This is a genomic window from Collimonas arenae (genome assembly GCF_001584165.1).
Lineage (GTDB): Bacteria > Pseudomonadota > Gammaproteobacteria > Burkholderiales > Burkholderiaceae_D > Collimonas > Collimonas arenae.
In genome coordinates, this window is the sequence record NZ_CP013233.1 from 1,652,487 (window position 1) to 1,675,508 (window position 23,022).

Annotated in this window: 20 protein-coding genes and 1 tRNA gene; 15 read left to right on the forward strand and 6 right to left on the reverse strand. The window is 56.0% G+C overall.

Annotated features, from left to right (window positions below; all coding sequences use genetic code 11):
* The first annotated feature begins 28 nt into the window (after positions 1–28).
* Positions 29–682: an outer membrane lipoprotein chaperone LolA gene (lolA, locus tag CAter10_RS07835; protein ID WP_061535226.1), complete on the forward strand. Its 654-nt coding sequence runs from the start codon at positions 29–31 to the stop codon at positions 680–682.
* A gap of 32 nt (positions 683–714) precedes the next feature.
* Here the strand turns inward: lolA and fdxA are convergent, their stop codons facing one another.
* The gene (gene fdxA / locus CAter10_RS07840) at positions 715–1,047 is read right to left on the reverse strand and encodes a ferredoxin FdxA (protein ID WP_061532981.1); all 333 of its coding nucleotides are present in this window, start codon (positions 1,045–1,047) and stop codon (positions 715–717) included.
* A gap of 229 nt (positions 1,048–1,276) precedes the next feature.
* On the opposite strand from fdxA, the gene CAter10_RS07845 reads away from it, so the two are divergent.
* A complete protein-coding gene (locus CAter10_RS07845) occupies positions 1,277–2,581 on the forward strand; it encodes a replication-associated recombination protein A (RefSeq protein ID WP_061532982.1) in 1,305 nt (434 codons plus the stop codon).
* 61 nt (positions 2,582–2,642) lie between these two features.
* On the opposite strand, the gene CAter10_RS07850 is transcribed toward CAter10_RS07845, so the two are convergent.
* From CAter10_RS07850 to CAter10_RS07870, 5 genes are read right to left on the reverse strand one after another with little or no spacing between them, the layout of a single operon-like run.
* On the reverse strand, positions 2,643–3,389 hold the full coding sequence (locus CAter10_RS07850; protein WP_061532983.1) for an aspartate/glutamate racemase family protein: 747 nt from the start codon (positions 3,387–3,389) through the stop codon (positions 2,643–2,645).
* 28 nt (positions 3,390–3,417) lie between these two features.
* Complete coding sequence (locus CAter10_RS07855; RefSeq protein ID WP_061532984.1) at positions 3,418–4,725, reverse strand: NAD(P)/FAD-dependent oxidoreductase; 1,308 nt, start codon at positions 4,723–4,725, stop codon at positions 3,418–3,420.
* A gap of 16 nt (positions 4,726–4,741) precedes the next feature.
* Complete coding sequence (locus tag CAter10_RS07860) at positions 4,742–5,521, reverse strand: amino acid ABC transporter ATP-binding protein (RefSeq protein WP_061532985.1); 780 nt, start codon at positions 5,519–5,521, stop codon at positions 4,742–4,744.
* Positions 5,522–5,523: 2 nt separating this feature from the next.
* A complete protein-coding gene (locus CAter10_RS07865; protein WP_061532986.1) occupies positions 5,524–6,192 on the reverse strand; it encodes an amino acid ABC transporter permease in 669 nt (222 codons plus the stop codon).
* A 14-nt stretch (positions 6,193–6,206) separates the two neighbouring features.
* Entirely contained in the window at positions 6,207–7,043 is an 837-nt protein-coding gene (locus CAter10_RS07870) for a transporter substrate-binding domain-containing protein (protein ID WP_061532987.1), read from the reverse strand.
* A 582-nt stretch (positions 7,044–7,625) separates the two neighbouring features.
* Here CAter10_RS07870 and CAter10_RS07875 point away from each other — a divergent pair.
* From CAter10_RS07875 to CAter10_RS07935, 13 genes are all read left to right on the forward strand, one after another.
* A complete protein-coding gene (locus CAter10_RS07875; protein ID WP_164840423.1) occupies positions 7,626–8,240 on the forward strand; it encodes a helix-turn-helix domain-containing protein in 615 nt (204 codons plus the stop codon).
* Between the two features lie 247 nt (positions 8,241–8,487).
* A complete protein-coding gene (locus tag CAter10_RS07880; RefSeq protein WP_061532989.1) occupies positions 8,488–9,876 on the forward strand; it encodes an aminopeptidase P family protein in 1,389 nt (462 codons plus the stop codon).
* Between the two features lie 104 nt (positions 9,877–9,980).
* Entirely contained in the window at positions 9,981–11,588 is a 1,608-nt protein-coding gene (locus tag CAter10_RS07885; protein WP_082797834.1) for an ABC transporter substrate-binding protein, read from the forward strand.
* A 125-nt stretch (positions 11,589–11,713) separates the two neighbouring features.
* Positions 11,714–12,724, forward strand: coding sequence for an ABC transporter permease subunit (locus CAter10_RS07890; protein WP_061532990.1), 1,011 nt, complete (start codon positions 11,714–11,716; stop codon positions 12,722–12,724).
* Complete coding sequence (locus CAter10_RS07895) at positions 12,721–13,647, forward strand: ABC transporter permease subunit (RefSeq protein ID WP_061532991.1); 927 nt, start codon at positions 12,721–12,723, stop codon at positions 13,645–13,647. The genes CAter10_RS07890 and CAter10_RS07895 overlap by 4 nt, the downstream gene beginning before the upstream one ends.
* Positions 13,648–13,661: 14 nt before the next feature.
* Complete coding sequence (locus tag CAter10_RS07900) at positions 13,662–14,699, forward strand: oligopeptide/dipeptide ABC transporter ATP-binding protein (RefSeq protein ID WP_061532992.1); 1,038 nt, start codon at positions 13,662–13,664, stop codon at positions 14,697–14,699.
* Positions 14,696–15,700 (forward strand): peptide ABC transporter ATP-binding protein, encoded by a 1,005-nt coding sequence (locus tag CAter10_RS07905; protein WP_082797835.1) that lies wholly within the window; start codon positions 14,696–14,698, stop codon positions 15,698–15,700. Before CAter10_RS07900 ends, CAter10_RS07905 begins: the two co-directional genes overlap by 4 nt.
* Positions 15,701–15,821: 121 nt before the next feature.
* Positions 15,822–17,123, forward strand: a complete 1,302-nt coding sequence (gene serS, locus CAter10_RS07910; RefSeq protein ID WP_061532993.1) for a serine--tRNA ligase — start codon at positions 15,822–15,824, stop codon at positions 17,121–17,123.
* Between the two features lie 148 nt (positions 17,124–17,271).
* A tRNA-Ser gene (locus CAter10_RS07915) sits at positions 17,272–17,361 on the forward strand.
* A 182-nt stretch (positions 17,362–17,543) separates the two neighbouring features.
* Complete coding sequence (locus CAter10_RS07920) at positions 17,544–18,785, forward strand: tyrosine-type recombinase/integrase (protein ID WP_061532994.1); 1,242 nt, start codon at positions 17,544–17,546, stop codon at positions 18,783–18,785.
* A 346-nt stretch (positions 18,786–19,131) separates the two neighbouring features.
* Positions 19,132–20,022 carry a hypothetical protein gene (locus tag CAter10_RS07925; protein ID WP_061532995.1) on the forward strand — a complete coding sequence of 297 codons (891 nt, stop codon included), beginning with the start codon at positions 19,132–19,134 and terminating at the stop codon, positions 20,020–20,022.
* Positions 20,023–20,150: 128 nt separating this feature from the next.
* Complete coding sequence (locus CAter10_RS07930; RefSeq protein ID WP_061532996.1) at positions 20,151–20,354, forward strand: helix-turn-helix transcriptional regulator; 204 nt, start codon at positions 20,151–20,153, stop codon at positions 20,352–20,354.
* Between the two features lie 82 nt (positions 20,355–20,436).
* Positions 20,437–22,293, forward strand: a complete 1,857-nt coding sequence (locus CAter10_RS07935) for a DUF927 domain-containing protein (RefSeq protein WP_082797836.1) — start codon at positions 20,437–20,439, stop codon at positions 22,291–22,293.
* The last annotated feature ends 729 nt before the right edge of the window (positions 22,294–23,022 follow it).

Here is a 23,022-nt window from a genome sequence, read left to right on the forward strand (position 1 = left end):
CAGCTTGGTTGGCAACAGGAGCAACAACATGTTTGCCAAAATCAAATCGGGCCGCCTGATCGTCGGCCTGTCTTTTTCGATCGCCATGCTGCCTTCGCTGGCAAGCGCCAGCGCGCTGGAACAGTTCAAGTCGTTCGTCACCGGTACGCAATCGGCCAAGGGTGATTTTTCGCAGCAACTGGTCAAGATCGATGCTGCGACCAAGACCCAGAAGGTGTCCAGCACTTCCAGCGGCATCTTTATCTTTTCGCGCCCTGGCAAATTCATCTGGACTTACCAGAAGCCGTATGAGCAGATATTGCAGGCTGATGGCGACAAACTCTATATTTACGACAAGGACCTGAACCAGGTCACCACGAAGAGCCTGGGCAATGCGTTAGGCTCGTCGCCGGCGGCAATCCTGTTCGGCAGCAACGACCTGGAAAAGAACTTCATCCTGAAGGAGGGGCAAGCCAAGGACGGCCTGGAATGGCTGGAAGCGACGCCAAAAGCCAAGGACACGACTTTCGATCATATCGGCATCGGCCTGCGCAACGGCTTGCCGGAAGCGATGGAACTGCGTGATTCGTTCGGCCAGGTATCGCTGCTGACGTTCAAGAACGTCGTCCGCAATCCGCCGTTGTCGGCTGGACAGTTCAAATTCGTAGTGCCGAAGGGCGCGGACGTTTTTGACAGCAATTGAGGGTAGTCGAGTAGGGGGCACTCGTGCGCACCCTACGCCAGTTTCAGGAATTCCAGCTTGTTGGCGACATCGCGCCATTGCTCATGCTCCGGCAGCGGAGCCTGGGATCGCGTGATCGGCTGCCACTCCGGATGGGCTGCCAGGCGGGCGTTGATTTCGACGAAATGTCGTTGCTCATCGGGCAGGTCGATTTCATTGTAGATCGCTCCTACCGGGCATTCCGGCACGCACATCGAGCAATCGATGCAGTCGTCAGGGACAATCACCAGGAAATTCGGGCCTTGCCGAAAGCAGTCCATCGGACAGACTTCGACGCAGTCGGTGTATTTGCACTGAATGCAGGAATCGGTAACGACAAAGGGCATGGTCTGATGGTGAGGAAGTGATAACGCATCCTGACAGGATAAAAGCCTGCATCAATATGGTTCGATGACGCGGACATCGAAAATCGACACGGATTCTCTCACAATGCGCATTTTCCTGCCCGCAGGCGCCGCAACAAGGTGTCGACGGCAGCATGGCATACCCTGCTAGACTATCTGCTCTTCAACCGATCGGTTTCAACTCCAACGCTTTCGTTCTTATTTCCGCCCTATGTCAGATCTGTTCAAAGTAGAACCCACGCCGCCCCTCGCGGAAGCCTTGCGTCCGGCGACGCTGGACGAAGTCATCGGACAGAGCCATTTGCTGGGGCCAGGCAAGCCGCTGCGACTGGCTTTCGAATCCGGCAAGCCGCATTCGATGATCCTGTGGGGGCCGCCCGGCGTCGGCAAGACCACACTGGCGCGCCTCACCGCGAATGCCTTCAAATGCGAATTCATTGCCTTGTCCGCCGTGTTTTCCGGGGTCAAGGACATCCGCGCGGCGATGGAGCAGGCGGAGCAGAACCTCAGCATGGGCAAGCACACCATCCTGTTCGTGGATGAAATTCATCGCTTCAACAAATCGCAGCAGGACGCGTTGCTGCCCTATGCCGAATCGGGACTGGTGACCTTCATCGGCGCCACCACCGAGAATCCGTCGTTTGAAGTCAACTCGGCGCTGTTGTCGCGGGCGCAAGTCTATGTACTGAAGTCGCTCACTGACGATGAGCTCAAGCTGCTGCTGACGCGGGCGCAGGAACAAGCCTTGACGCATCTGGAATTTGACGATGTGGCAGTGGATACGCTGATCGGTTACGCAGACGGCGATGCGCGCCGATTCCTGAACCTGCTGGAACAGGCCAACACGGCCTCCCGTGCCGGAAAAACCAATCGGATCACCGCCGAATTTGTGCAGAATGCGCTGACCCTGAATGCCCGCAGGTTCGATAAAGGCGGCGACAATTTTTACGACCAGATTTCCGCTTTGCATAAATCGGTGCGCGGCTCCAATCCCGATGCGGCTCTGTACTGGCTGACCCGGATGCTGGACGGCGGCGCCGACCCGCGCTATCTGTCGCGCCGCATTGTACGCATGGCCTGGGAAGATATCGGGCTGGCCGATCCGCGCGCCATGCAGATTGCCAATGACGCCGCGTTGACGTTCGAACGCTTGGGTTCGCCGGAAGGCGAGTTGGCATTGGGGCAGGCGGTGATTTATCTGGCGATTGCCGCCAAGAGCAACGCCGGTTACAACGCTTACAACCAGGCGCGGGCGTTTGTGAAACAGGATAAGTCGCGCGAGGTGCCGGTGCATTTACGCAATGCACCGACCAAGCTGATGAAAGAGCTGGGGTACGGACACGAATATCGCTACGCCCACGATGAGCCGCATGCCTACGCTGCCGGCGAAACCTATCTCCCCGACGGCATCGAAGAGCCGCGCTGGTACGAGCCGGTGCCGCGCGGTTTGGAGGCAAAGATTGCCGAGAAACTGGCCTTCCTCAGAAAGCTCGATGAGGACGCCGGGAAATCATGATCGTCAGGAGTGAAACGACGCTCCTAGATTTCCCGACGCGCCGTTCATTCTGTTGAAATATCTATAGATAGCCACGCGCAAAGCCGGGCGCTATCACTCCCGAGTGCAGCAAATTAACGACGTGATAGATGCCGAAGATCGGCAGTCCGGTCGCCTGCTGTACTGCCGCCGCGTAGGGTTGCAGGTTGGTGCATTCGAACAGGAATGCGCTCAGGTCAGGCGCTTCGGCCTGCATCGCCCGGCATACCTCAACAACTTCCCGTCGCGTTTCATCGACATCCAATGTGTCATCATTTGTGTTGCCGGTGCCGAGGATGCTACCGAAAGACGGACGCGACTCCATGCCTCTCACCAGCAAATTCCAGCCGGGATCAATGCCTGCCGCCAGCAAATGCGCCGGCGACAGACTTTGCGCATTCGCCGTGACGATGCCGATCCTGCGTTTCGGCCCGAGCATGCGGCGCAGCATCGGTATCAGGAACAGGCTTGATGTGATCATCGGTACATTGACGGCTTCGGCAATTTCATCCTGGACAATCGTCAGGAAGCCGCAAGTCGTGGTGATCGCGCGCACGCCATCGCTTTCCAATTCCTTGGCTGCCTCGATAAATGCTGGCAATAGCGCGCGGGCGCGATCCGGCGCGGCAACGATTTCCTTGGCCTGCGCCCCGTGCACGACCTTGTAACGCACAGGGAAGTCGAAGGTGGTGGCGTTGCCGACGTCGCCGGGGATTCTCGGGAATTTTGTGTCCAGCACAAGGATGCCGACACTTTCTCCATAAATGGCGCGTCCTCCGCGGATGATCATGTTTGCTCCGGAATGAGTGTGGTGTGAACTAGTTTTTGCCGGCGCGATTCCAGGGGAAGCGCGTCACCGAATACGGCGCCGGATCGATGATGGGCGGTCGTCCAGAGATCAGGTCTGCCACCAGGCGGCCGGACGTCGGTCCCGATACCAGGCCGATATGCCCATGCCCAAAAGCGTGGAATATTTGCGCGCAGCCCGATGCTTGACCGAGTACCGGCCGGCCATCGGTAGTGGATGGACGATTGCCCATCCAGCGCTGGATGACGGCTGTCTTGGTCGATTTGGCCAGCGCCGGGTAGGCGGCCATTGCATGTTGCAGAAGCTTGTCGGCGCGGCTCCAGTCAGGTGCTGCCGGCATGCTGGTCAGCTCTACCTGGCCTGCGACGCGGAAGCCGGCCAGCGTCGACGTGTAGCCGATCTTGGTATCGCCGGACATCACCGGTGTGGCCAGCTTGAATGGCGGATTTTCGACGATCACGTGATAGCCGCGTTCGCTTTCCATGCAGATGTTATCGCCTGCCAATTTGGCCAGTGCCTTGGAGTGAATGCCGGCGGCGATCACCGCGCGATCGCAGGCAAGTTCCCCGGCGTCGGTCAGGACCGCGCGCAAATGACCGTTCTGGATGTCAAATCCGGAAGCGCGAGCACGGAGCAGAGTGGCGCCTTGGGCGACGGCATGTTTTACCAGTGCCGCTACATAGGTGCCGGGATCGAGGCAATTTGCGCCTTGTTCCAACAAGATGCCGAACTGATAGGTCTCGCCAATTTCCGGCGCCAGTTCGTGCAACGCCTGCGCATCCAGCTCTTTCCAGCTTATCTGATTGTCGCGCCGCAAGCGCCAGGCCAATGCTTCGGCCTCAAAGGCAGCGCGGTTCGGGTAGGCGTAAAGCAGGCCGCGGCTGATGATTAATTCCGGTACTCCGGCTTCTGCGGCCAGCGCCCGGTGCCGTGCCGGCGCCTCACGCAGCAGGGCGGTCAGCGCGCGCGCGGTGGCTTCGACCCTGGCGACGCTAGCGCCTGCCAACAGGAAGCGGATCAGCCAGGGAAATAGTGCCGGCAACGCACGCCAACGTAACGTCAGCGGACTGTTTTTGTCGAGCAGGTACTGGGGTATTTTTTTCCACAAGCCTGGCATCGACATCGGTATCACCGAAGCCGGACTCAACCAGGCCGCGTTGCCATAGCTGGTGGCCTGCGTTCCGCCGGGATCGCCAGCTTCTACCAGTGTGACCTGATGACCGTCGCGCAGCAACTCGATGGCGCAGGCAGCGCCGATGATGCCGGCGCCAATAACGACTACTCGCAACGCGCTGGGGGCGCTGTCATTTGAACTCATGCACTTTCCTTGTGGCTCACGCCGCGTTGATGTTTGCTGTCTTGAAGCGCGACAGGAAACTGCGCGTCGCTTCTTTCTCTGGATTGTCGATGACGACGCTAGGCGGCCCGCACTCGACCACGACGCCGTCGCGCATGAAGATGACCTGGTCGGCGACTTCTCGGGCAAAGGCGATTTCGTGCGTCACCAGGATCATGGTCATGCCGTCTGCCGCCAGCGAGCGGATAACGCTCAGTACTTCGCCGACCAGTTCGGGATCCAGCGCCGAGGTGGCTTCGTCGAACAGCATGACATCGGGCTTCATGGCCAATGCCCTGGCGATCGCAACGCGCTGCTTCTGGCCGCCCGACAGCATGCCTGGATAGGCGTCTGCACGATCGCTCAATCCGACCCGCTGCAGTAGCGCGTCGGCTGTAATCCGCGCATCCTGCTTCGGTATCTTGAGCACCGTGACCATGCCTTCCATCACATTCTGCCGCACGGTCATGTGCGGGAATAAATTGAAATGCTGGAAAACCATACCGGTCTTGGAGCGAAAGTGCGCCAGGTCCTTGGCTTTCGGCAGTTTGGTGTGCTTGCCGTCAAACGCGATCGACTGGCCGCCGACGTTGACTGTGCCGGCGTCGGGGATGGTAAGCAGGTTGATGCAACGTAGCAAAGTCGATTTGCCCGATCCTGACGGACCGATCATCGCCACTACCGAGCCTTTGCTGATCTCCAACGAGATATCCTTCAAGACGACGTTATCGCCAAAGCATTTTTTAAGATTGCGGATTGAAATCATTTCACTGCCCATTGCTATGCTCTCCCGCCGTCAGACATTTTTACCTCTAGCCGTTTTGCCAGAATCGTCGCCGGCAGCAGGATGGCGAAATACAGGACTGCGATCAGCGAGTAAATTTCCAGCGGCCGGTAGGTGTCATGGGCGATGATCTGGCCTTGGTAGAGCAGGTCGGGCACCGCCAGCACCGATAACAGTGAAGTGTTTTTCAACTGCATGATGGATTGGCTGACCAGCGGCGGGGTCATCCGCTTGAATGCCTGCGGCAACACCACCCGTCGCATCAGTTGGAACTGCGTCATGCCCAATGCCAGTCCGGCTTCCGTTTGCCCCGGATCGATTGAAATGACGCCACCGCGAATGATTTCGGAATAGAACGCGCCGCCATACAAGGTCAGCGCCAGGACTGCCGCCATCCCCGGCGTCAACTCGATCCCGGTGAGGATCGGCAGCGCGTAGTAAAACCAGATCAGCTGAACCAGGACGGGCGTGCATCTGAACAGTTCAACGTAAACGCGGAACGGGCCCGATATGTATACCTTCGGCGACAGCCGGCAGAGGCCGGCAATGAGCCCAACCAATAGGCCGAGTATGACGACGATGATGGTGTAGCCGATGGTGTAGCCAAAGCCGACGAAGATGATGTTCCGGTACTGCCAGAGCGTCTGAAAATCCCATTGATACATGCCTGCCCCGCAGCTTAGAAATGGACTTGTGGTGGAAATGCGGTCGGCGGCACGCCAACCAGGCTTTGCATATTCGAGAGAATGATGCTTTTGATTTTTCCGGCGGCGCGCTCCTCATCCAGCCAGGCATTCACGGATTTCATGAAGGTTTGATCAGTTTGTTTGCGGATGCCGACGTTGGTCGGATTGGTTTCGGGCGGCGTCGGGAAAACGATATGGCCAACGTTCGGCAGTTTGGTCAGTAGCGCGGTTGAAAGAAGAATGACCAGCACCTGGCAGTCGACGCGGCCAGACTGCAGCGCCATGGTGGCGGCAGCAGATGTTTCGAATCGCAGGATATTGGCTTTTGGCAATATCCGCGTCACCAATTGATCGTGGCTTGAGCCGACATCCACCGCGACCTTGACGTTGGGCGAGTTAAGTTGATCCCAGCGCTCGAAATTGAATCCCTTTTTTGCGACGACCGTGTTGTAGTTCTGGAAAATCGGACCGGAAAAATCCACCACTTCGCGCCGGGCAGGCGATGGCGCCATGCCGAGTTGCGCGTCGATTTTATTGGTCTGCACGTCGAGCACCGCATTACCCCAAGTAGTTTCGACCCACTCGACTTCAGCCTTGAGGTATTTGGCAAGTTCGAGGCCCAGATCGACCATGAAGCCGCGCCATTGGCCGCTCGCCAGATCCTTGGTGAAATAAGGTGACGCACCGTTGATTGCACCCAAACGCAGCTTGCCGGTACGCTTGATCCTGGCCGCAGTCGATTCCGGCTCCTGGGAAAATGCCGAGCCTGTAACGACGAGCGAACCGACGGCAATGGATTGTGCGATGAAGTTGCGGCGATTGATATGCATGTCTGTCTTCCTTGATGAAAATTGACTAGGAAAAATACGTCTTACGTCATGAAAAATTGTTCCGAATTATGTTGTCCATCTGGACATGTCCGCGCCGTCTCTCGTCTTGAAGCAAGATTAAGGCCTGTTGTGTCTACTATCCCCTCGGGCTTATTTTTTAATGTGTAAATGGAAAACCATTCGCCAAGGGATAGCGTCTCACGACTTGGCCGTTGGTTCCATGCAAATATCGATTTCTCGATGAAATATTTCGCCGACCGGATGGCTCGCGTCGCCGGCGACCGATAAAACGCAGATGCAAACGGACGTTGTTCGACGTAACAAAACACGGCACGGCCGCTCCATTTTTCTCGCTTGGCCTTGCGCAATAGGCTAAACAATATTGGTTTTATGCTTCTAAGTTAATTTGAAAAAGTTGCTTGACTCCAGTTTTAGTGTGACTATAATTTCCGACGCCTGACCGAGGTAAGAAACGTATTCAATATTAAAAAATTGCTTTCATTTTGCGGCGCTTGAGAACACATGCATGACGTGTCTATCGCAGTGAAAGCAATGGACCAGGTACAGGCCGGAGACAAGTCAATGGAAATGCCACAGCTGGGCGAGACGATTCGCGCGCGGCGTCATGCTGTCAAGAAGACGCTGGTGCAAGTCGCGACGGAAACCGGATTGACCGCAGGCTTCATTTCGCAACTGGAGCGCAACCAGACCAGCTCCTCGATAACCTCGCTGGTGGTGATTGCCAAGGCACTGGGCGTGACCATTGGCGACCTGATCAAGCAGCCTGCGCAATTGCGGCCGGATACCTATCGTGGCCAGCGCCAGCCGTATTCGGTGCAAAGCGGACGCGTCAAGTATGAGCGCTTGTCGACGGTCTTTCCGGGTAGCCAGGTTCACTCGGTGAAATTCACGATGCCGACCGGGTACAAGTCGGAAATGGTGTCGCACGAGGGTGATGAAATGGTGTTCGTCCTTAGCGGCAAGGTCGGTTATACGGTTGGCAAGGACAGTTATGTGCTGAATGTCGGCGACAGCCTGCATTTTGACGCGAACATTCCCCATAGTATTGAATCCCTGCCGCACGAAAATGAGGCGTCCGAGGTGATTTGGGTGGGTACGGTGGCGTTGTTCGATGGGCCACAATCTGCGGCTTCGGAGGATAGGGAGCAGCTGTTGCGTGGCACAGAGTTTTTTTGATAACTTGGGAGAGATGACGCGACAGCGCAGTCTCCCAAAGGCGTGGCATGATTTTTGCAATTTGAGAAGGTTTCGAGTTGCGGTTTTGTTTTACTGCACTTGAGCGGCGCGGCGCTTACCGACAGGGTAGGTGGCCGGGTAATGATAGTCTGCTGTAACCCAGCGATTGGAGTCGCGATGTATCCAGAATTGATTCAGAATTTTCCCCGCAAGGGTGCACCGGCAGATGTCTGGGCATGGGGGCGTCATGTTTGACCGCGCCGTCTATGCGCAACGCCGGCAACAGCTCAAGCAGCGTTTCACCAGCGGATTGCTGCTGTTGCCAGGCAATACCGATGTGTCGATGAACTACCTGCATAACCATTACTGGTTCCGCCAGGATTCCTCGTTCTCTTACTTCTTTGGTCTGGACCAGCCAGACCTGGCCGCGGTGATCGATATCGATGCCGGCGCCGACCATCTGTTTGGCGACGATCCGGGCCTGGACGATGTGATCTGGGTTGGGCAGCAACAGACTCTGGTCGAGCGTGCCGCCGCAGTTGCTGTCGCCTCGGTGCGGCCTTATCGGGATCTGGCCGGTATGCTGGCGCAGGCGCGCGAGCAGGGACGAACCATTCATTACCTGCCGCCGTATCGCGGCGAAACCATACTAGAGTTGGCAAGACTGTTGTCCTGCACGACGGAACAATGCAAGGCCGGTGCATCTGAAAGCCTGATCGATGCGGTGATCGCACTGCGCGAAATCAAGAACGATGCCGAAATCGCTGAAATAGAAAGCGCGCTCGCCGTCACGCGCGACATGCATGTCGCCGCCATGAGGCTGGCACGGCCCGACACGTTCGAATATCAGGTAGTCGCCGCGATGGAAGGCATCATGCGCAGCCATGATCTGCAAAACGCCTATCCGATGATCTTCTCGCGCAGTGGCGAAATCCTGCACAATCGCAACCACAAGAACCGTTTGCAGCGGGGCGAACTGGTGGTCAATGACTCCGGTAGTTCCAGCGCCCTCGGCTATGCCAGCGACATCACCCGAACTTTCCCAGTTGGTGGCCGTTTCAGCGAACGTCAGCGCACGCTGTACGAGATCGTGCTGGCTGCGCAACAACTGGCGATCGACGCCATGCGGCCCGGTATTTCCTATCTGGACGTACACAAACTGGCCGCCACGCACATGGCCGCAGCGTTATCTGAACTCGGGTTTTTCCGTGGTGCGCCACAGCAGATAGTAGAGTCCGGTGCCTATGCAATCTGCTTCCCGCACGGCCTCGGCCATCAGTTGGGGCTGGATGTACACGATATGGAAGGCTTGGGCGAGACCCGGGTCGGCTACGACGCCAGCGTCAGCCGCAGCGACATGTTCGGCCTGCGCAATCTGCGGCTGGCCAAGCCGCTGCGCGCCGGTATGGTGGTGACGGTTGAGCCAGGCCTGTATTTCATTCCGGTATTGATCCGGCGCTGGCAGGCGGAGGCACGCCACAGCGAATTGATCAACTACGCAAAATTCATCGAATACATCGATTTCGGCGGCATCCGTATCGAAGACGATGTGTTGGTGACAGAGACCGGCGCGCGGGTGCTGGGACCGGCGATTCCGAAGAGCTGTGCCGATATTGAAGCACTGATGACTACTTGATGCTGCTGCGTAATGTAGTGCACACTCGGGTTGCGTCAATCTCGCAAATTGTTGTTAAATAGATCAGTTGGATCAGTTTCACCATAACCCACAGAAAGAGACCTATGATGAAAAGAAAAATGATTGCCAAGATTGGATTGCTGGCATTGCTGTGCGCGACCGCCGGTTATGCGACAGCAGCCAAGACGCTGGTGTTCTGTTCGGAAGGCAGCCCGGAAGGGTTCAATCCGCAGCTCTACACCACCGGCACCACCTTCGATGCATCGTCGGTGCCGATGTACAACCGCCTGGTCGAGTTCGAACTGGGCACCACCAAGATCATTCCAGGCCTGGCCGAATCGTGGACTGTGTCCGATGATGGTCTGACCTACACCTTCAAGCTGCGCAAGGGCGTCAAGTTCCACAGCAGCGCCAAGTTCAAGCCGACCCGCGACTTCAATGCCGACGACGTGCTGTTCTCGTTCAACCGCATGGCCGACGCCAACCATCCTTTCCATAAACTCGCAGCGGGCCAGAGCTTCGGCTACTTCCTCGACATGGGCATGGACAAGATCGTCGATACCGTCAGCAAGACCGACGACTACACCGTCGTATTCAAGCTGAAACATCCTGAAGCGCCGTTCATCGCCAACCTGGGCATGGATTTCGCCTCGATCCTGTCGGCCGAATATGCCGACAACATGAAGAAAGCCGGCACACCTGAAGTGATCGACCGCGATCCGATCGGCACTGGTCCGTTCCAGTTCGTGTCTTACCAAAAAGATGCGGTGATCCGTTATAAAGCGTTCGACGCGTACTGGGGCGGCCGTCCTAAGCTGGACAATCTGATCTATGCGATCACGCCGGATGCATCGGTGCGCTACGCCAAGCTGAAAGCCAACGAGTGCCAGGTCATGGCGTTCCCGAAACCGGCCGACATCGAATTGATGAAATCCGATCCATCGATCAAGATGATGACCAAGGAAGGCCTGAACATTGGCTACATCTCGTTCAACGTCGAGAAGAAGCCGTTCGACAACAAGCTGGTGCGCCAAGCGCTGAACATGGCGGTGGACAAGCAAACCATCCTGAAGACTGTGTACCAGGGTGCTGGCCAAGCCGCGAAGAATCCGATTCCGCCGACTCTGTGGTCGTATAACGACAAGATCAAGGACTACACCTACGATCCAGTCAAGGCCAAGGCTCTGCTGACCAAGGCTGGCTATCCGAACGGCGTTGAAGTCGAAATGTGGTATCTACCGGTCACTCGCCCATACAATCCGGACGGCAAGCGCATGGCTGAATTGATCCAGGCCGACTGGGCCAAGATCGGTGTCAAGACCAAGCTCACAACCTACGAATGGACCGAATACCTGAAGCGCAGCAAGCAGGGTGATCAGCAATCGATGATGTTCGGCTGGTCCGGCGATAACGGCGATCCGGATAACTTCTTCGCGCCGCTGCTGGGTTGCGAAGGCGTCAAGGGTGGCGGCAATACTGCGCGCTGGTGCAACAAGGATTACGAAGCGCTGATCCAGAAAGCCAAGCTGACGCCGAAGCAGGACGAGCGCGCCAAGCTGTACGAGCAGGCGCAGGTGATCGTGCATGAAGAAGCGCCTTGGATTGACCTGGCGCACTCGATCCGTTTCACGCCGGTACGCAAGGAAGTCGTCGGCTTCAAGATGGCAGTGTTTGCGCATCACCATTTTGAGAACGTCGATCTGGTCAAGTAATGCCAAGGCGGGGCAGGGAAAGCAGTTTCCCCGTCCCGCCTTTTTTCATGCAATCTCGCGCAACCCCTGCTGAGTCATCCCGTCACGAGCGGAACGACAAGGTTTTTAGAATATAGGCATCCCCCATGTTCGGATTTATCCTGCGCCGTGTCGGCTTGGTCATACCGACCTTTCTCGGCATTACGCTGCTGGTGTTCTTACTGATACACCTGATTCCTGGCAATGCCGTCGAAGCCATGACCGGTGAACGCGGCATGGACCCCGCCCGCTACGCGCAAATGGCGCATGAGCTGGGTCTCGATCAGCCGCTGTACAAGCAGTATTTCAACTATCTGGGGAATGTGTTCAAGGGTGATCTGGGCGTCTCGATCATGACCCACACCTCGGTCCTCAGCGAATTCAAGACACTCTTTCCGGCGACGCTGGAACTGTCCTTTTGCGCGATGCTGTTCGCCTTAGTGATCGGTTTGCCGGCGGGCATGCTGGCAGCACTCAAGCGCAATACCGTATTCGATTATTCAGTCATGGGCGTCTCGCTCACCGGTTATTCGATGCCGGTGTTCTGGTGGGCGCTGCTGCTGATCCTGCTGTTTTCGGTGACGCTCGGCTGGACCCCGGTATCGGGCCGCATCGACATCCTGTTCGACGTGCCGCCGGTAACCGGTTTCATGCTGATCGACAGCTTGTTGTCCGACGATAGCGGCGTGTTCAAATCGGCCGTCTCGCACCTGATCCTGCCCACCATCGCACTCGGCACCATCCCGCTGGCGGTGATTGCGCGCATGACCCGTTCGGCGATGCTGGAAGTGCTGCGCGAGGATTATGTCCGCACCGCGCGCGCCAAGGGTTTATCGCGGTTGCGGGTGATCGTGGTGCATGCGCTGCGCAATGCGTTGATCCCGGTGGTCACCGTGGTCGGCCTGCAGGTTGGCGTGATGCTGGCCGGCGCGATCCTGACCGAAACCATCTTCTCCTGGCCCGGTATCGGCAAATGGCTGGTGGCCGCAATCCAACGTCGCGATTACCCGGTCGTGCAGGGCGGCATCCTGCTGTCGGCCACCATCATCATCGTGGTCAATCTGGTCGTCGACTTGTTGTACGGCGTGATCAATCCTCGCATTCGGCACAGCTCATGAACAACGCCCAACCAACCCAAGTTACTCCGACCACACCGGCAATTCCGGCGGCTGCCGGCAAACCGCCGCATCCGATGCGCGAGTTGTGGTCGTATTTCAGCCAGAATCGCGGGGCCGTGATCGGCCTGGTAATCATTATTCTGATGGTGCTGGCCGCTTTGTTCGCCGACGTGATTGCGCCGCATTCACCGATCGAGCAATTCCGCGACGCCACCCTGGTGCCGCCGGCCTGGCAAGCGGGCGGCAGCAGCAAGTTCCTGCTCGGTACCGATCCGGTCGGACGCGACATGCTGTCGCGCCTGATTCATGGCGCCCGGCTGTCGCTGGTGATCGGCCTGGTGTCGGTATCGCTGTCGCTCACCATGGGCATCCTGCTGGGCCTGCTGGCCGGTTATTTCCGTGGTGTGGTCGAGATCGCGATCATGCGCTTGATGGACATCATGCTGGCTCTGCCAAGTCTATTGCTGGCGGTTGCCGTGGTGGCGATCCTCGGGCCTGGCCTGATGAACGCGATGTATGCGATTGCCATCGTGATGATGCCGCACTATGCGCGCCAGACCCGCGCCGCAGTCATCACCGAGATGTCGCGCGATTACGTCAGCGCCTCGCGCATCGCCGGCGCCGGCCCGTTGCGCATCATGTTCAACTGCGTACTGCCGAACTGCCTGGCGCCGCTGATCGTGCAGGCGACCCTGGGCTTCTCCGAAGCGATCCTGGACGCCGCCGCGCTTGGTTTCCTCGGCCTTGGCGCACAGCCGCCGACGCCTGAGTGGGGCTCAATGCTGGCCAGTGCAATGGAGTTCATCCAGAGCGCCTGGTGGGTGGTGACGTTCCCCGGCCTGGCGATCCTGGTCTCGGTACTGGCGTTCAACCTGATGGGCGACGGCTTGCGTGATGCGCTCGACCCCAAACTGAAACGATAAAGCGGAAGAACGACATGGCACTGTTAGAAATCAAGAACCTGAGAGTCGAATTCGGCTCGACGGCATCGCCGTTTACCGCTGTCGATGGACTGGACTTGAACGTCGAAACCGGCGAGGTAATCGGTATCGTCGGCGAATCCGGCTCCGGCAAGAGCGTGACCTCACTGGCCCTGATGGGCCTGATCGATTACCCGGGTCGGGTCAAGGGTGAACGCATGGCCTTCGATGGTCGCGACCTGCTGAAGATGCCGGAGGAGGAAAGGCGCAGTCTGCTGGGCAAGGACATCGCCATGATCTTCCAGGATCCGATGACCAGCCTTAATCCCTCTTATACCGTGGCGTATCAACTGATCGAAACCCTGCGTGTGCATCAAGGCGGTTCGACCAAGGAATTGCGCGCCAAGGCGCTGGCCTTGCTGAAGCAGGTAGACATTCCCGATCCGGAGCGCCGCCTCGATGCCTATCCACATCAGCTGTCGGGCGGCATGAGCCAGCGCGTGATGGTGGCGATTGCGATCGCCTGTAACCCGCGCCTATTGATTGCAGACGAACCCACAACTGCGCTGGATGTGACGGTGCAAGCGCAGATGCTGGACTTGCTGCTGCACCTGCAACGCGATCGTGGCATGGCGCTGATGCTGATCACGCACGACTTGAGCGTAGTCGCCCAAACTGCGCAACGGGTGGTGGTGATGTATGCCGGGCAGGTGGTTGAAACCGGCCGCGTGCCTGATATTTTCAACGCCCCTAAACACCCTTACACCCAAGCTTTGCTGGCAGCGCTGCCTGAACACAATATCGGCCGGGCGCGCTTGCAAACTATCCCCGGCGTTGTGCCTGGCCAGTACGATCGCCCCAGCGGCTGCCTGCTCAGCCCGCGTTGTGCGTACGCGCAAGACTTGTGCCGCCGGCAGCGGCCGGAATTGATGGGCGAAGAGCAAGTGCAGGCACGTTGCCATTTCCCGCTTGACGCCGCCGGCCAGCCGACCAATGGCTGGTCCGAACTGTCGCGCAAGACACCTGATGCCGTGCTGAGTGGCGGGGTTGCATGATGATGAATGCCAATATGAATGAAATCGCCAATCCGGTGGTCCTGCTGGAAGCAAAGAATCTGATCAAGCACTACGGCGTGTCGCAAGGCTGGTTCAAACCGAGAGCCACGGCGCGTGCGCTGGACGGTGTCTCGTTCCAGCTGCAGCCGGGTAAAACATTGGCAGTGGTCGGCGAGTCCGGTTGCGGCAAGTCGACCCTGGCGCGGCAGATCACGATGATCGAACCACCGACCGGCGGCGAGCTGTGGATGGACGGCGCCAACATTGCCGACGCAGACCGCGCCACCTTGAAACGGGTGCGGCCACTGGTGCAGATGGTGTTCCAGAACCCGTACGCTAGCCTCAACCCGCGCAAGAAAGTCGGGCAGATGCTGGAAGAGCCGCTGATCATCAATACCGAACTCAGCAAAGAGCAGCGCGCGCAGAAAGCCCAGGCGATGATGGCCAAGGTGGGTTTGCGGCCCGAGCATTACGGCCGCTATCCGCACATGTTTTCTGGCGGCCAGCGGCAGCGTGTGGCGATCGCCCGGGCGCTGATGCTGGATCCGAAAGTCATCGTTGCCGATGAGCCGGTCTCTGCGCTCGACGTTTCGATCCAGGCGCAGGTGCTGAACCTGATGATGGATTTGCAGCAGTCAACCGGCGTGGCTTACCTGTTCATCTCGCACAACTTGTCGGTGGTCGAACATATTGCTGACGATGTGCTGGTGATGTACCTAGGCAAGACCGTCGAGCATGGCAGCAAGCAACAGGTTTTCAGCCGTCCGCTGCATCCGTATACCAAGGCCTTGCTGGCCAGCACGCCGCGCATCGATCCGGCCCAGCGCCAGCAAAAGATGATGTTGCCGGGCGAACTGCCTTCGCCGCTGGCGCCGCCGCCGGGTTGTGCTTTTAATAATCGTTGCCCACGCGCTGTCGACCGTTGCCGGCAGGAAGTGCCTGTATTGCAATCGTTTGAAGGGCGCCTGGTGGCCTGCCATCGGGTTGCTGAAATATCCTGAGCGTTGCCGCCAGTCTGCCTGCGGGTAGGCTGGCGGCGCGATAGTCGCTCCATTTACGGAGCACTATCGCGGCCGGGCTTGGTACAATGGCGGCTTATTTCCCTGCCTATTTACTCAGTCCATGATCGACATCCAACTTCTTCGCAAAGACATTGCCACCGTAGCCGAGCGATTGGCTGCTCGCAAATTCCAGCTCGACGTCAACGGCTTCAATGCCCTGGAAGCCGAGCGCAAGCAAATTCAGACACGTACCGAAGAACTGCAAGGCCAGCGCAATTCGCTGTCGAAGCAGATCGGCATGCTCAAGGGCAAGGGCGAAGACGCCTCGGCTGTGATGGCCGAAGTGGCCGGCATCGCTGATGAGCTGAAAGCCTCCGCAACTCGCCTCGACCAGGTGCAAGAGCAAGTCAGCGCCTTCATGCTGTCGGTGCCGAACCTGCCGCACGAATCGGTGCCGGTTGGTCAGGATGAAGCCGGCAACGTGGAAGTGCGCAAGGTTGGCACGCCGCGCAGCTTCGATTTCGAAGTACGCGACCACGTTGACGTCGGCGCCGCGCTGGGTCTGGATTTCGATGTCGCCGCCAAGCTGACCGGTTCACGCTTTGCCGTGATGAAGGGCGGCATTGCCCGTCTGCATCGCGCACTGGCGCAGTTCATGCTGGATACCCACACCGGCGAGCACGGCTACACTGAATGCTATACCCCGTACATCGTCAATGCCGATTCGTTGCGCGGCACCGGCCAGCTGCCGAAATTTGAAGAAGACCTGTTCGCCGTCAAGAAGGGCGGCCAGGAAGGCGAGCAGGGCGTCGACGCCGCTGCCTTATACCTGATCCCTACCGCCGAAGTGCCGTTGACCAATACAGTGCGCGACGAGATCGTCGCCGGCGAAACCCTGCCGCTCAAGATGACTGCGCATTCGCCATGCTTCCGCTCCGAAGCCGGCAGCTACGGCCGCGACACCCGCGGCATGATCCGCCAGCATCAATTCGACAAGGTCGAAATGGTGCAAATCGCCCATCCGGAAAAGTCGTACGAAGCGCTGGAAGAAATGGTCGGCCACGCAGAAAACATCTTGAAAAAACTCGGCCTGCCGTATCGCGTGGTATCGCTGTGCACTGGCGACATGGGCTTTGGCGCCGCCAAAACTTATGACCTGGAAGTCTGGTTGCCGGCACAGAACACCTACCGTGAAATTTCCTCGGTGTCGAATTGCGAAGCCTTCCAGGCACGTCGCATGCAAGCCCGCTTCCGCAACGCCCAAGGCAAACCGGAACTGGTGCACACCCTGAACGGTTCCGGCCTGGCAGTCGGACGCACCCTGGTGGCGCTGCTGGAGAACTACCAGCAAGCCGACGGCAGCGTCGACATCCCGGCCGTGCTCCATCCGTACATGGGCGGCATTACCAAGTTGACTGCGTAAGTATTTGATTTAACAAGAATATTTTGCAGGAAATCGACGCTAGTGTTTACTGTGGCAAGATGAATAAAAAAAGGCATTCCATAGTCAAAAAAAGTCTGCTACAATCTTGCGCTTTGCTGCATTAAACACAGCAAGTCGACCGAAAACCGGAGAGGTGGCAGAGTGGTCGAATGTACTTGACTCGAAATCAAGCGTACGTTAAATCGTACCGTGGGTTCGAATCCCACCCTCTCCGCCAGATATTAGTTTCAAATAGATCTAAGAAGTCCCAGAGCCCGCATATCTCACTATGAGAATGCGGGTTTTTCGTTTCATGACGTCTCAGTTGGTTCATTGACATCCCAAAAAATCGGGGGTACTTTCGGGGGTATCAAAAGCACCCCTTGGGGGTACTCATATCAACCCTGATCCAATGAACTGATGGCACTGACAGACGCAGCCTGTAAAAACGCAAAACCCAAAGAGAAACCTTATAAGTTGGCCGATAGCGGCGGCTTACATTTGCTGGTGAAGCCCAACAGTGGGCGTTACTGGCGCATGAAATACCGCTTTGACGGCAAAGAGAAGTTGCTTTCCTTTGGCGTCTACCCTGAAGTCTCCCTCTCCGAAGCACGTACCAAGCGCGACAAAGCCAAGGCTCACCTGGAGGAGAGTCAGGATCCGGCGCAGGTCAAGCGGATAGAAGCCCTGCAACGGACAGAAAGTAATGCCAACACGTTCGAGGCGGTGGCACGGGCTTGGCATGATAATAAATTGGAAACATGGCAACCACAGACCGCTGCGAATATTTTGCATCGGCTGGAAAAGGATGTGTTTCCGCTGATTGGCAAGTTGCCTATTGCGACGATCAAAGCGCCAGTCATCCTTGACGTACTGCGCCAAATTGAAAAGCGCGGGGCATTGGATATCGCCAAGCGACAAGCTCAAGTGTGTGGCCAGATATTTCGCTATGCGGTAGCGACTGGCGCTGCCGAATATGATCCTGTCCCCAGTTTGCGTGGCGCCTTGAAGCCTAGCATTAGTGGTCATCATGCTTCCATTACTACCGACGAACTGCCCGAATTCATGCGCATTCTAGAGCGCAATGAAGCCCGCATGTTTATGCCGACGCGGGTGCTAATGCGAATTATGCTGATGGTGTTCGTGCGCACCAGTGAGTTGATCGAGACGCCGTGGACTGAAATCGATTTAGAGAATGAAATATGGGTGATTCCCTGGCAGCGCATGAAAATGGGCAAAAAGAAACTGAATCCCCGTAAGGTCGACCATCACGTGTTCTTGCCGCGCCAAGGCTGGGAGCTATTACGAGAGCTGCGCGCACTCACAGGCGGCAATACCTATTTGTTCCCGAATCAACGCGATCCTAGTAAACCGGTGAGCAACGGTGCAATTTTGGCGGCATTGAAGCGCATGGGCTATCAAAACAAGATGACAGGTCATGGCTTCAGATCACTGGCGATGGGCATCATTAAAGAGCGCCTGGGCTTCCGTCATGAAGTAGTGGACCGTCAATTGGCACACCAATCTGGCGACACTTACGGTGAAGCCTATGACCGGGCTGAATTCAAAGAAGAGCGGCGAGTGATGATGCAGCAATACGCCGATTATCTGGATAACATCGGCAGCGCTAAGGTCATCGTAGGTAATTTTAAGCGGGCGTGACTACCGTAGTTTGCCATCTCGAGACCGCGCCGCAGCGCGGCTTTTCACATCCCATATCATCATGTCCTTATTTTCCCCCACTATCAAGGTGTTGGAGGCATGGAGGCAGCATAGACAAATACAATAAGCTGTTGTTTATATAGATAATTATTGCTTCCAGAAATAGTAATAATGATGGGAGCGGGATGGAGGCATGTCGGGGGCGATCTGAAGTTAGCGGACACTTGATGCAGGTTGGCACGATGAAATTGCTTATCGTGTATGCACAGCAATTCTGCGATCCGATTACACGAATGCGATGCGGCTATGAAATCGCCCATCGCTCGGACAAAATAATTGACAAGATATGAAAAAAAACGACGTACTGGAAAATGGCTTGGAACTGTTACAGGCAAATAAAACCGCAGGACGGCAAGCCGAAGATGCGCACAGACGTAGAAAAATAATGGAATTGCTAAAAAAGCAAATCCCGTCCCAATCGCCTGCCATGAAGGCAATTGCTGCCAATGCAAAAAAGCTTGCCGAGCGCACTCAGCCAATTCGCGAATTGCAGGCTAGGCTGAAGCCACTAGCTGAACTGCGTCAGTTTGCCAAGCTGGATATCCCGGCTATGAAAATATTTAATGCGCTCGATTTACGCAGGGACTTGGATTTACATAAGAATCTCGCCGACTCAATGATAGTCATTGAACGCTTGAGTGCTCTAACCAGTATCCTGTCGCCTGACGATAGTGCGGCAGAAGTGTTTCGTAATAAAACAAAATTATTCTACGAAGAGAATTGCCAGTTCTTTCTAGCGATGAGTTTGATTGATGCTATCGAAGTTCAAGACGGCGAAGCAATCGATCAGTTAATGCAAAAATCTGATTTTGGCAGCATGACACTTGTTGAACTTGTCCGGATACAAAAGCAATCCAGTGAAGATAAGGAAGCCGAGTTGGCGCAGATGACTCGTGAGCTGGAGGCGCTGCAGATTGAAGCACGTGGCCTTGACGACAAAATGGAAAAAATCAAGGATGGTTTTAAAGCAGGCGCAAGTTATGCGGACAAGCAGATTTTTAATCAATGGGTGATGGCATCAAATATCGTTGTCCGCAATCTGCCTGAGTTGATGGCGGCATTTCAAAATGCCGAATTGCCATTGCAGAAGACATATACCGAGCAAACCATCAAGGGTTGGTACAAAAAAATCATGCCGACGGTAGCGTTAAGCAACGGCAGGCCAAAGAATAACTAGGTGTGACCCGGTTAAACTACCTTTTACCCGATCAGGGGTAATTTTATTATTATCCGCTAAGGCCAATACTTCTATGCATCCCGTGCAGTACCGCACGGTCTCATATGCAAACAAAGGAGTATTGAACTATGCAGCAACAGCAATCTACCAATCCATTGTGGCGCCTACCGACAGTCGTCGCGCAAACCGGCCTATCCAAATCAGAAATTTATCGTCGAATTAATAATGGCACATTTCCCAAGCCGCTGAAGTTGGGCGCGCGCGCGGTTGCATGGCCCGCAATGGAGATTGATACTTGGATCAAGTCGCTCATTCGGGGGATTGCACAATGAGTACGATGCATTCCCACGTGGCGGCAGGCTTTTGCGCTAAAGCCGATGACTTTACTGAGCTAGAAGTGGTAGGCGGTGCGAAATGAACCAAGAAATTGCGCGTGTCACGAAGTTCGCATCGGAAAACCTGGTTCAGACAAGCAATGGTGAATCATCTTCTCGTCCCTTCTTTAAGGTCGATAAACGTGGTGTGTGGTTTCACGGCTTTAATCAGCAGGGTGAAGTGTTGTCACCGCTGTGGATCTGCTCTCCTCTGCACGTCCCTGCAAAATCACGGGACGCCCACAACGGCGAGTGGGGCTATCTATTAGCATTTGAGGATGCCGACGGAAAGCCAAAGAGGTGGGCTATGCCTGCAAGTATGTTGGCCGGTGACGGTACCCCGTATCGTGCCATGCTGCTGTCAATGGGATTGCAAATTGCGCCGAGTGCGCAAGCTAAAAATCAGTTGACTGTCTATATTCAGTCCCAGCAAACAGATATGCGCGTGCGCTGTACTGAACGTATCGGCTGGCATGATAACGTGTACGTGTTGCCGGATCGAACAATCGGGGAAAGCGGGGAGATGGTGCTGTTCCAGGCAACGGGCGACGTCACTTCCCAATTCAAACAACGTGGCACCCTGAAACAGTGGCGGGAAGAGGTGGCAGCACTGTGCCAGGGCAATGCGCGGATGGTGTTTTGTGTCAGTGCGGGATTCGCCGCCCCTCTGTTGCATCATGCCGGTATTGCGTCCGGTGGTTTTCACCTTTGGGGTGATTCATCCAGCGGCAAATCGACGGCAGTGCGGGTGGCCGGTTCGGTCTATGGCAGCAAGGATTATCCACGCAATTGGCGCATGACCGATAACGCCCTGGAGATGACGGCGGTTCAGCATTCGGATGCATTGTTGATTCTGGACGAGATCGCACAGGTGGACCCGAAGGTCGTTGGTGACACTGTATATATGTTGGCAAACGAAACTGGCAAGGGACGTGCGACGCAAACTGCTACTGCAAGACGTGTTGCTACCTGGCGTTTGTTGTTTTTGTCCGATGGCGAAGTCAGTTTGGCGCATCACATGGGGGAAGCCGGAAAAAGCATCAAAGGTGGTCATGATGTGCGAATGGCGCATATTGGTGCTGACGCAGGTAAGGGGCTCGGTATTTATGACACCTTACACGGCTTTACAGACGGTGCGACGCTATCAAATCATTTGATGAGCATGATTGAACAGTATCACGGTACTGCTGGCATGGCCTTTCTGGAGTGGGCGGTAGTACGTTCTGCCAGCTTATCTGCCGATTTGCGTCAATGTGTGACTGAATTGACGCGAGACATGTTGCCGACGGATGCGCACGGACAGGTTGCACGCGTCGCGGCGCGGTTTGCATTGGTCGGAATGGCAGGGGAAATGGCGACTGAAGCGGGGATCACGGGTTGGCCGGCAGGTGAGGCGGCAAAGGCAGCTCGTGTCTGCTTTGCTGCATGGTTAGAAGGACGTGGCGGTGCTGGCAACGTGGAACATACGTCAATCATTCGTCAGGTGCAGGGTTTCTTGCAAGCGCATGGCGATGCGCGTTTTGTGTGGTGGCACCGTGCGCTGGATGATCGCAAGCAAAATACGGTCAACCGGGCGGGATTTAAACGTATGCTGACGAAAGAGGGAGCACCGATTAGTTCTAACGCCGATCATCATCGGGCATACGGCGACAGAATGCTTCTCGACGAGGTAGAAGATACAGAACTGGAATATTTTGTTTTGCCGGAAGTCTTCAACAATGAGATGTGCAAAGGTTATAGCCCCAAGATGGTCAAGAAGCTGTTAATGGATCGGAGTCTATTGGTCACAGAAGGAAAAGGTGACAAGGTCAGAGCTGATCGAAACGAACGATTACCAGGTTTGGGTAATACGCGATGCTATCGATTCAGCTCTAAAATCATGAGTGTGGAAGCTTAAGCGATAGACGGCGGGTGTTAAATCGGGTTGGAAGCAGATTTCCAACTATCGCAATAGTTCAAGGGGACATTCTCCACGTACTTACTAGCTCCGCGACCAGCTCGTATCAATCTTGTATCAACCAGCTCCCGATAAGTCGAAATCAACTGTATGAAAAGCGCCTTGATGCCTCCTTTTGCAGCTGACAATTCACGAAAACTAGAACGGTTGTGCATACCAAAAAATGTAAACAACCCCTCTCATCCCGCAGTTATAAGGCTTTTGTCGCCAACATCTCATGAAAATGTAATCAAAACAGCAGAATAAGGACAAGTTGTTTACATTTGGCGTCCTCAAGATGCAACTTGGTCATCGATGCCGTGGCCCGGCGAATATTTTTTCATGATGCTCAAGACCGACATGTCTTAGCTAGCATGAAGCGCGCCGCAATAAATTGGCCACATTTAGCAAGATAAATTGAATTTGCGTTACTTACCCACCGATGAAGGCTAGGTAAAGGGTGCTGAGGAAGCCTTCCAAGGACTTGTTTTCAGACGCAATAATAAAAATCACCTTTTCCAGTGGCTGCGCGAGGTGATGGCTCGCATTCGCCATGAGAATGGTGTACTTAAGCGCTTGACCGGAGCTTGTCCCGGTTTGGCGGATTCGTTTCCACCCTCCGTTCTCTTGCTCTTGCTGCAGAGCGCCGAAAATGTTGACCCTTACAAACTCGGCACAAAAACGCTGATC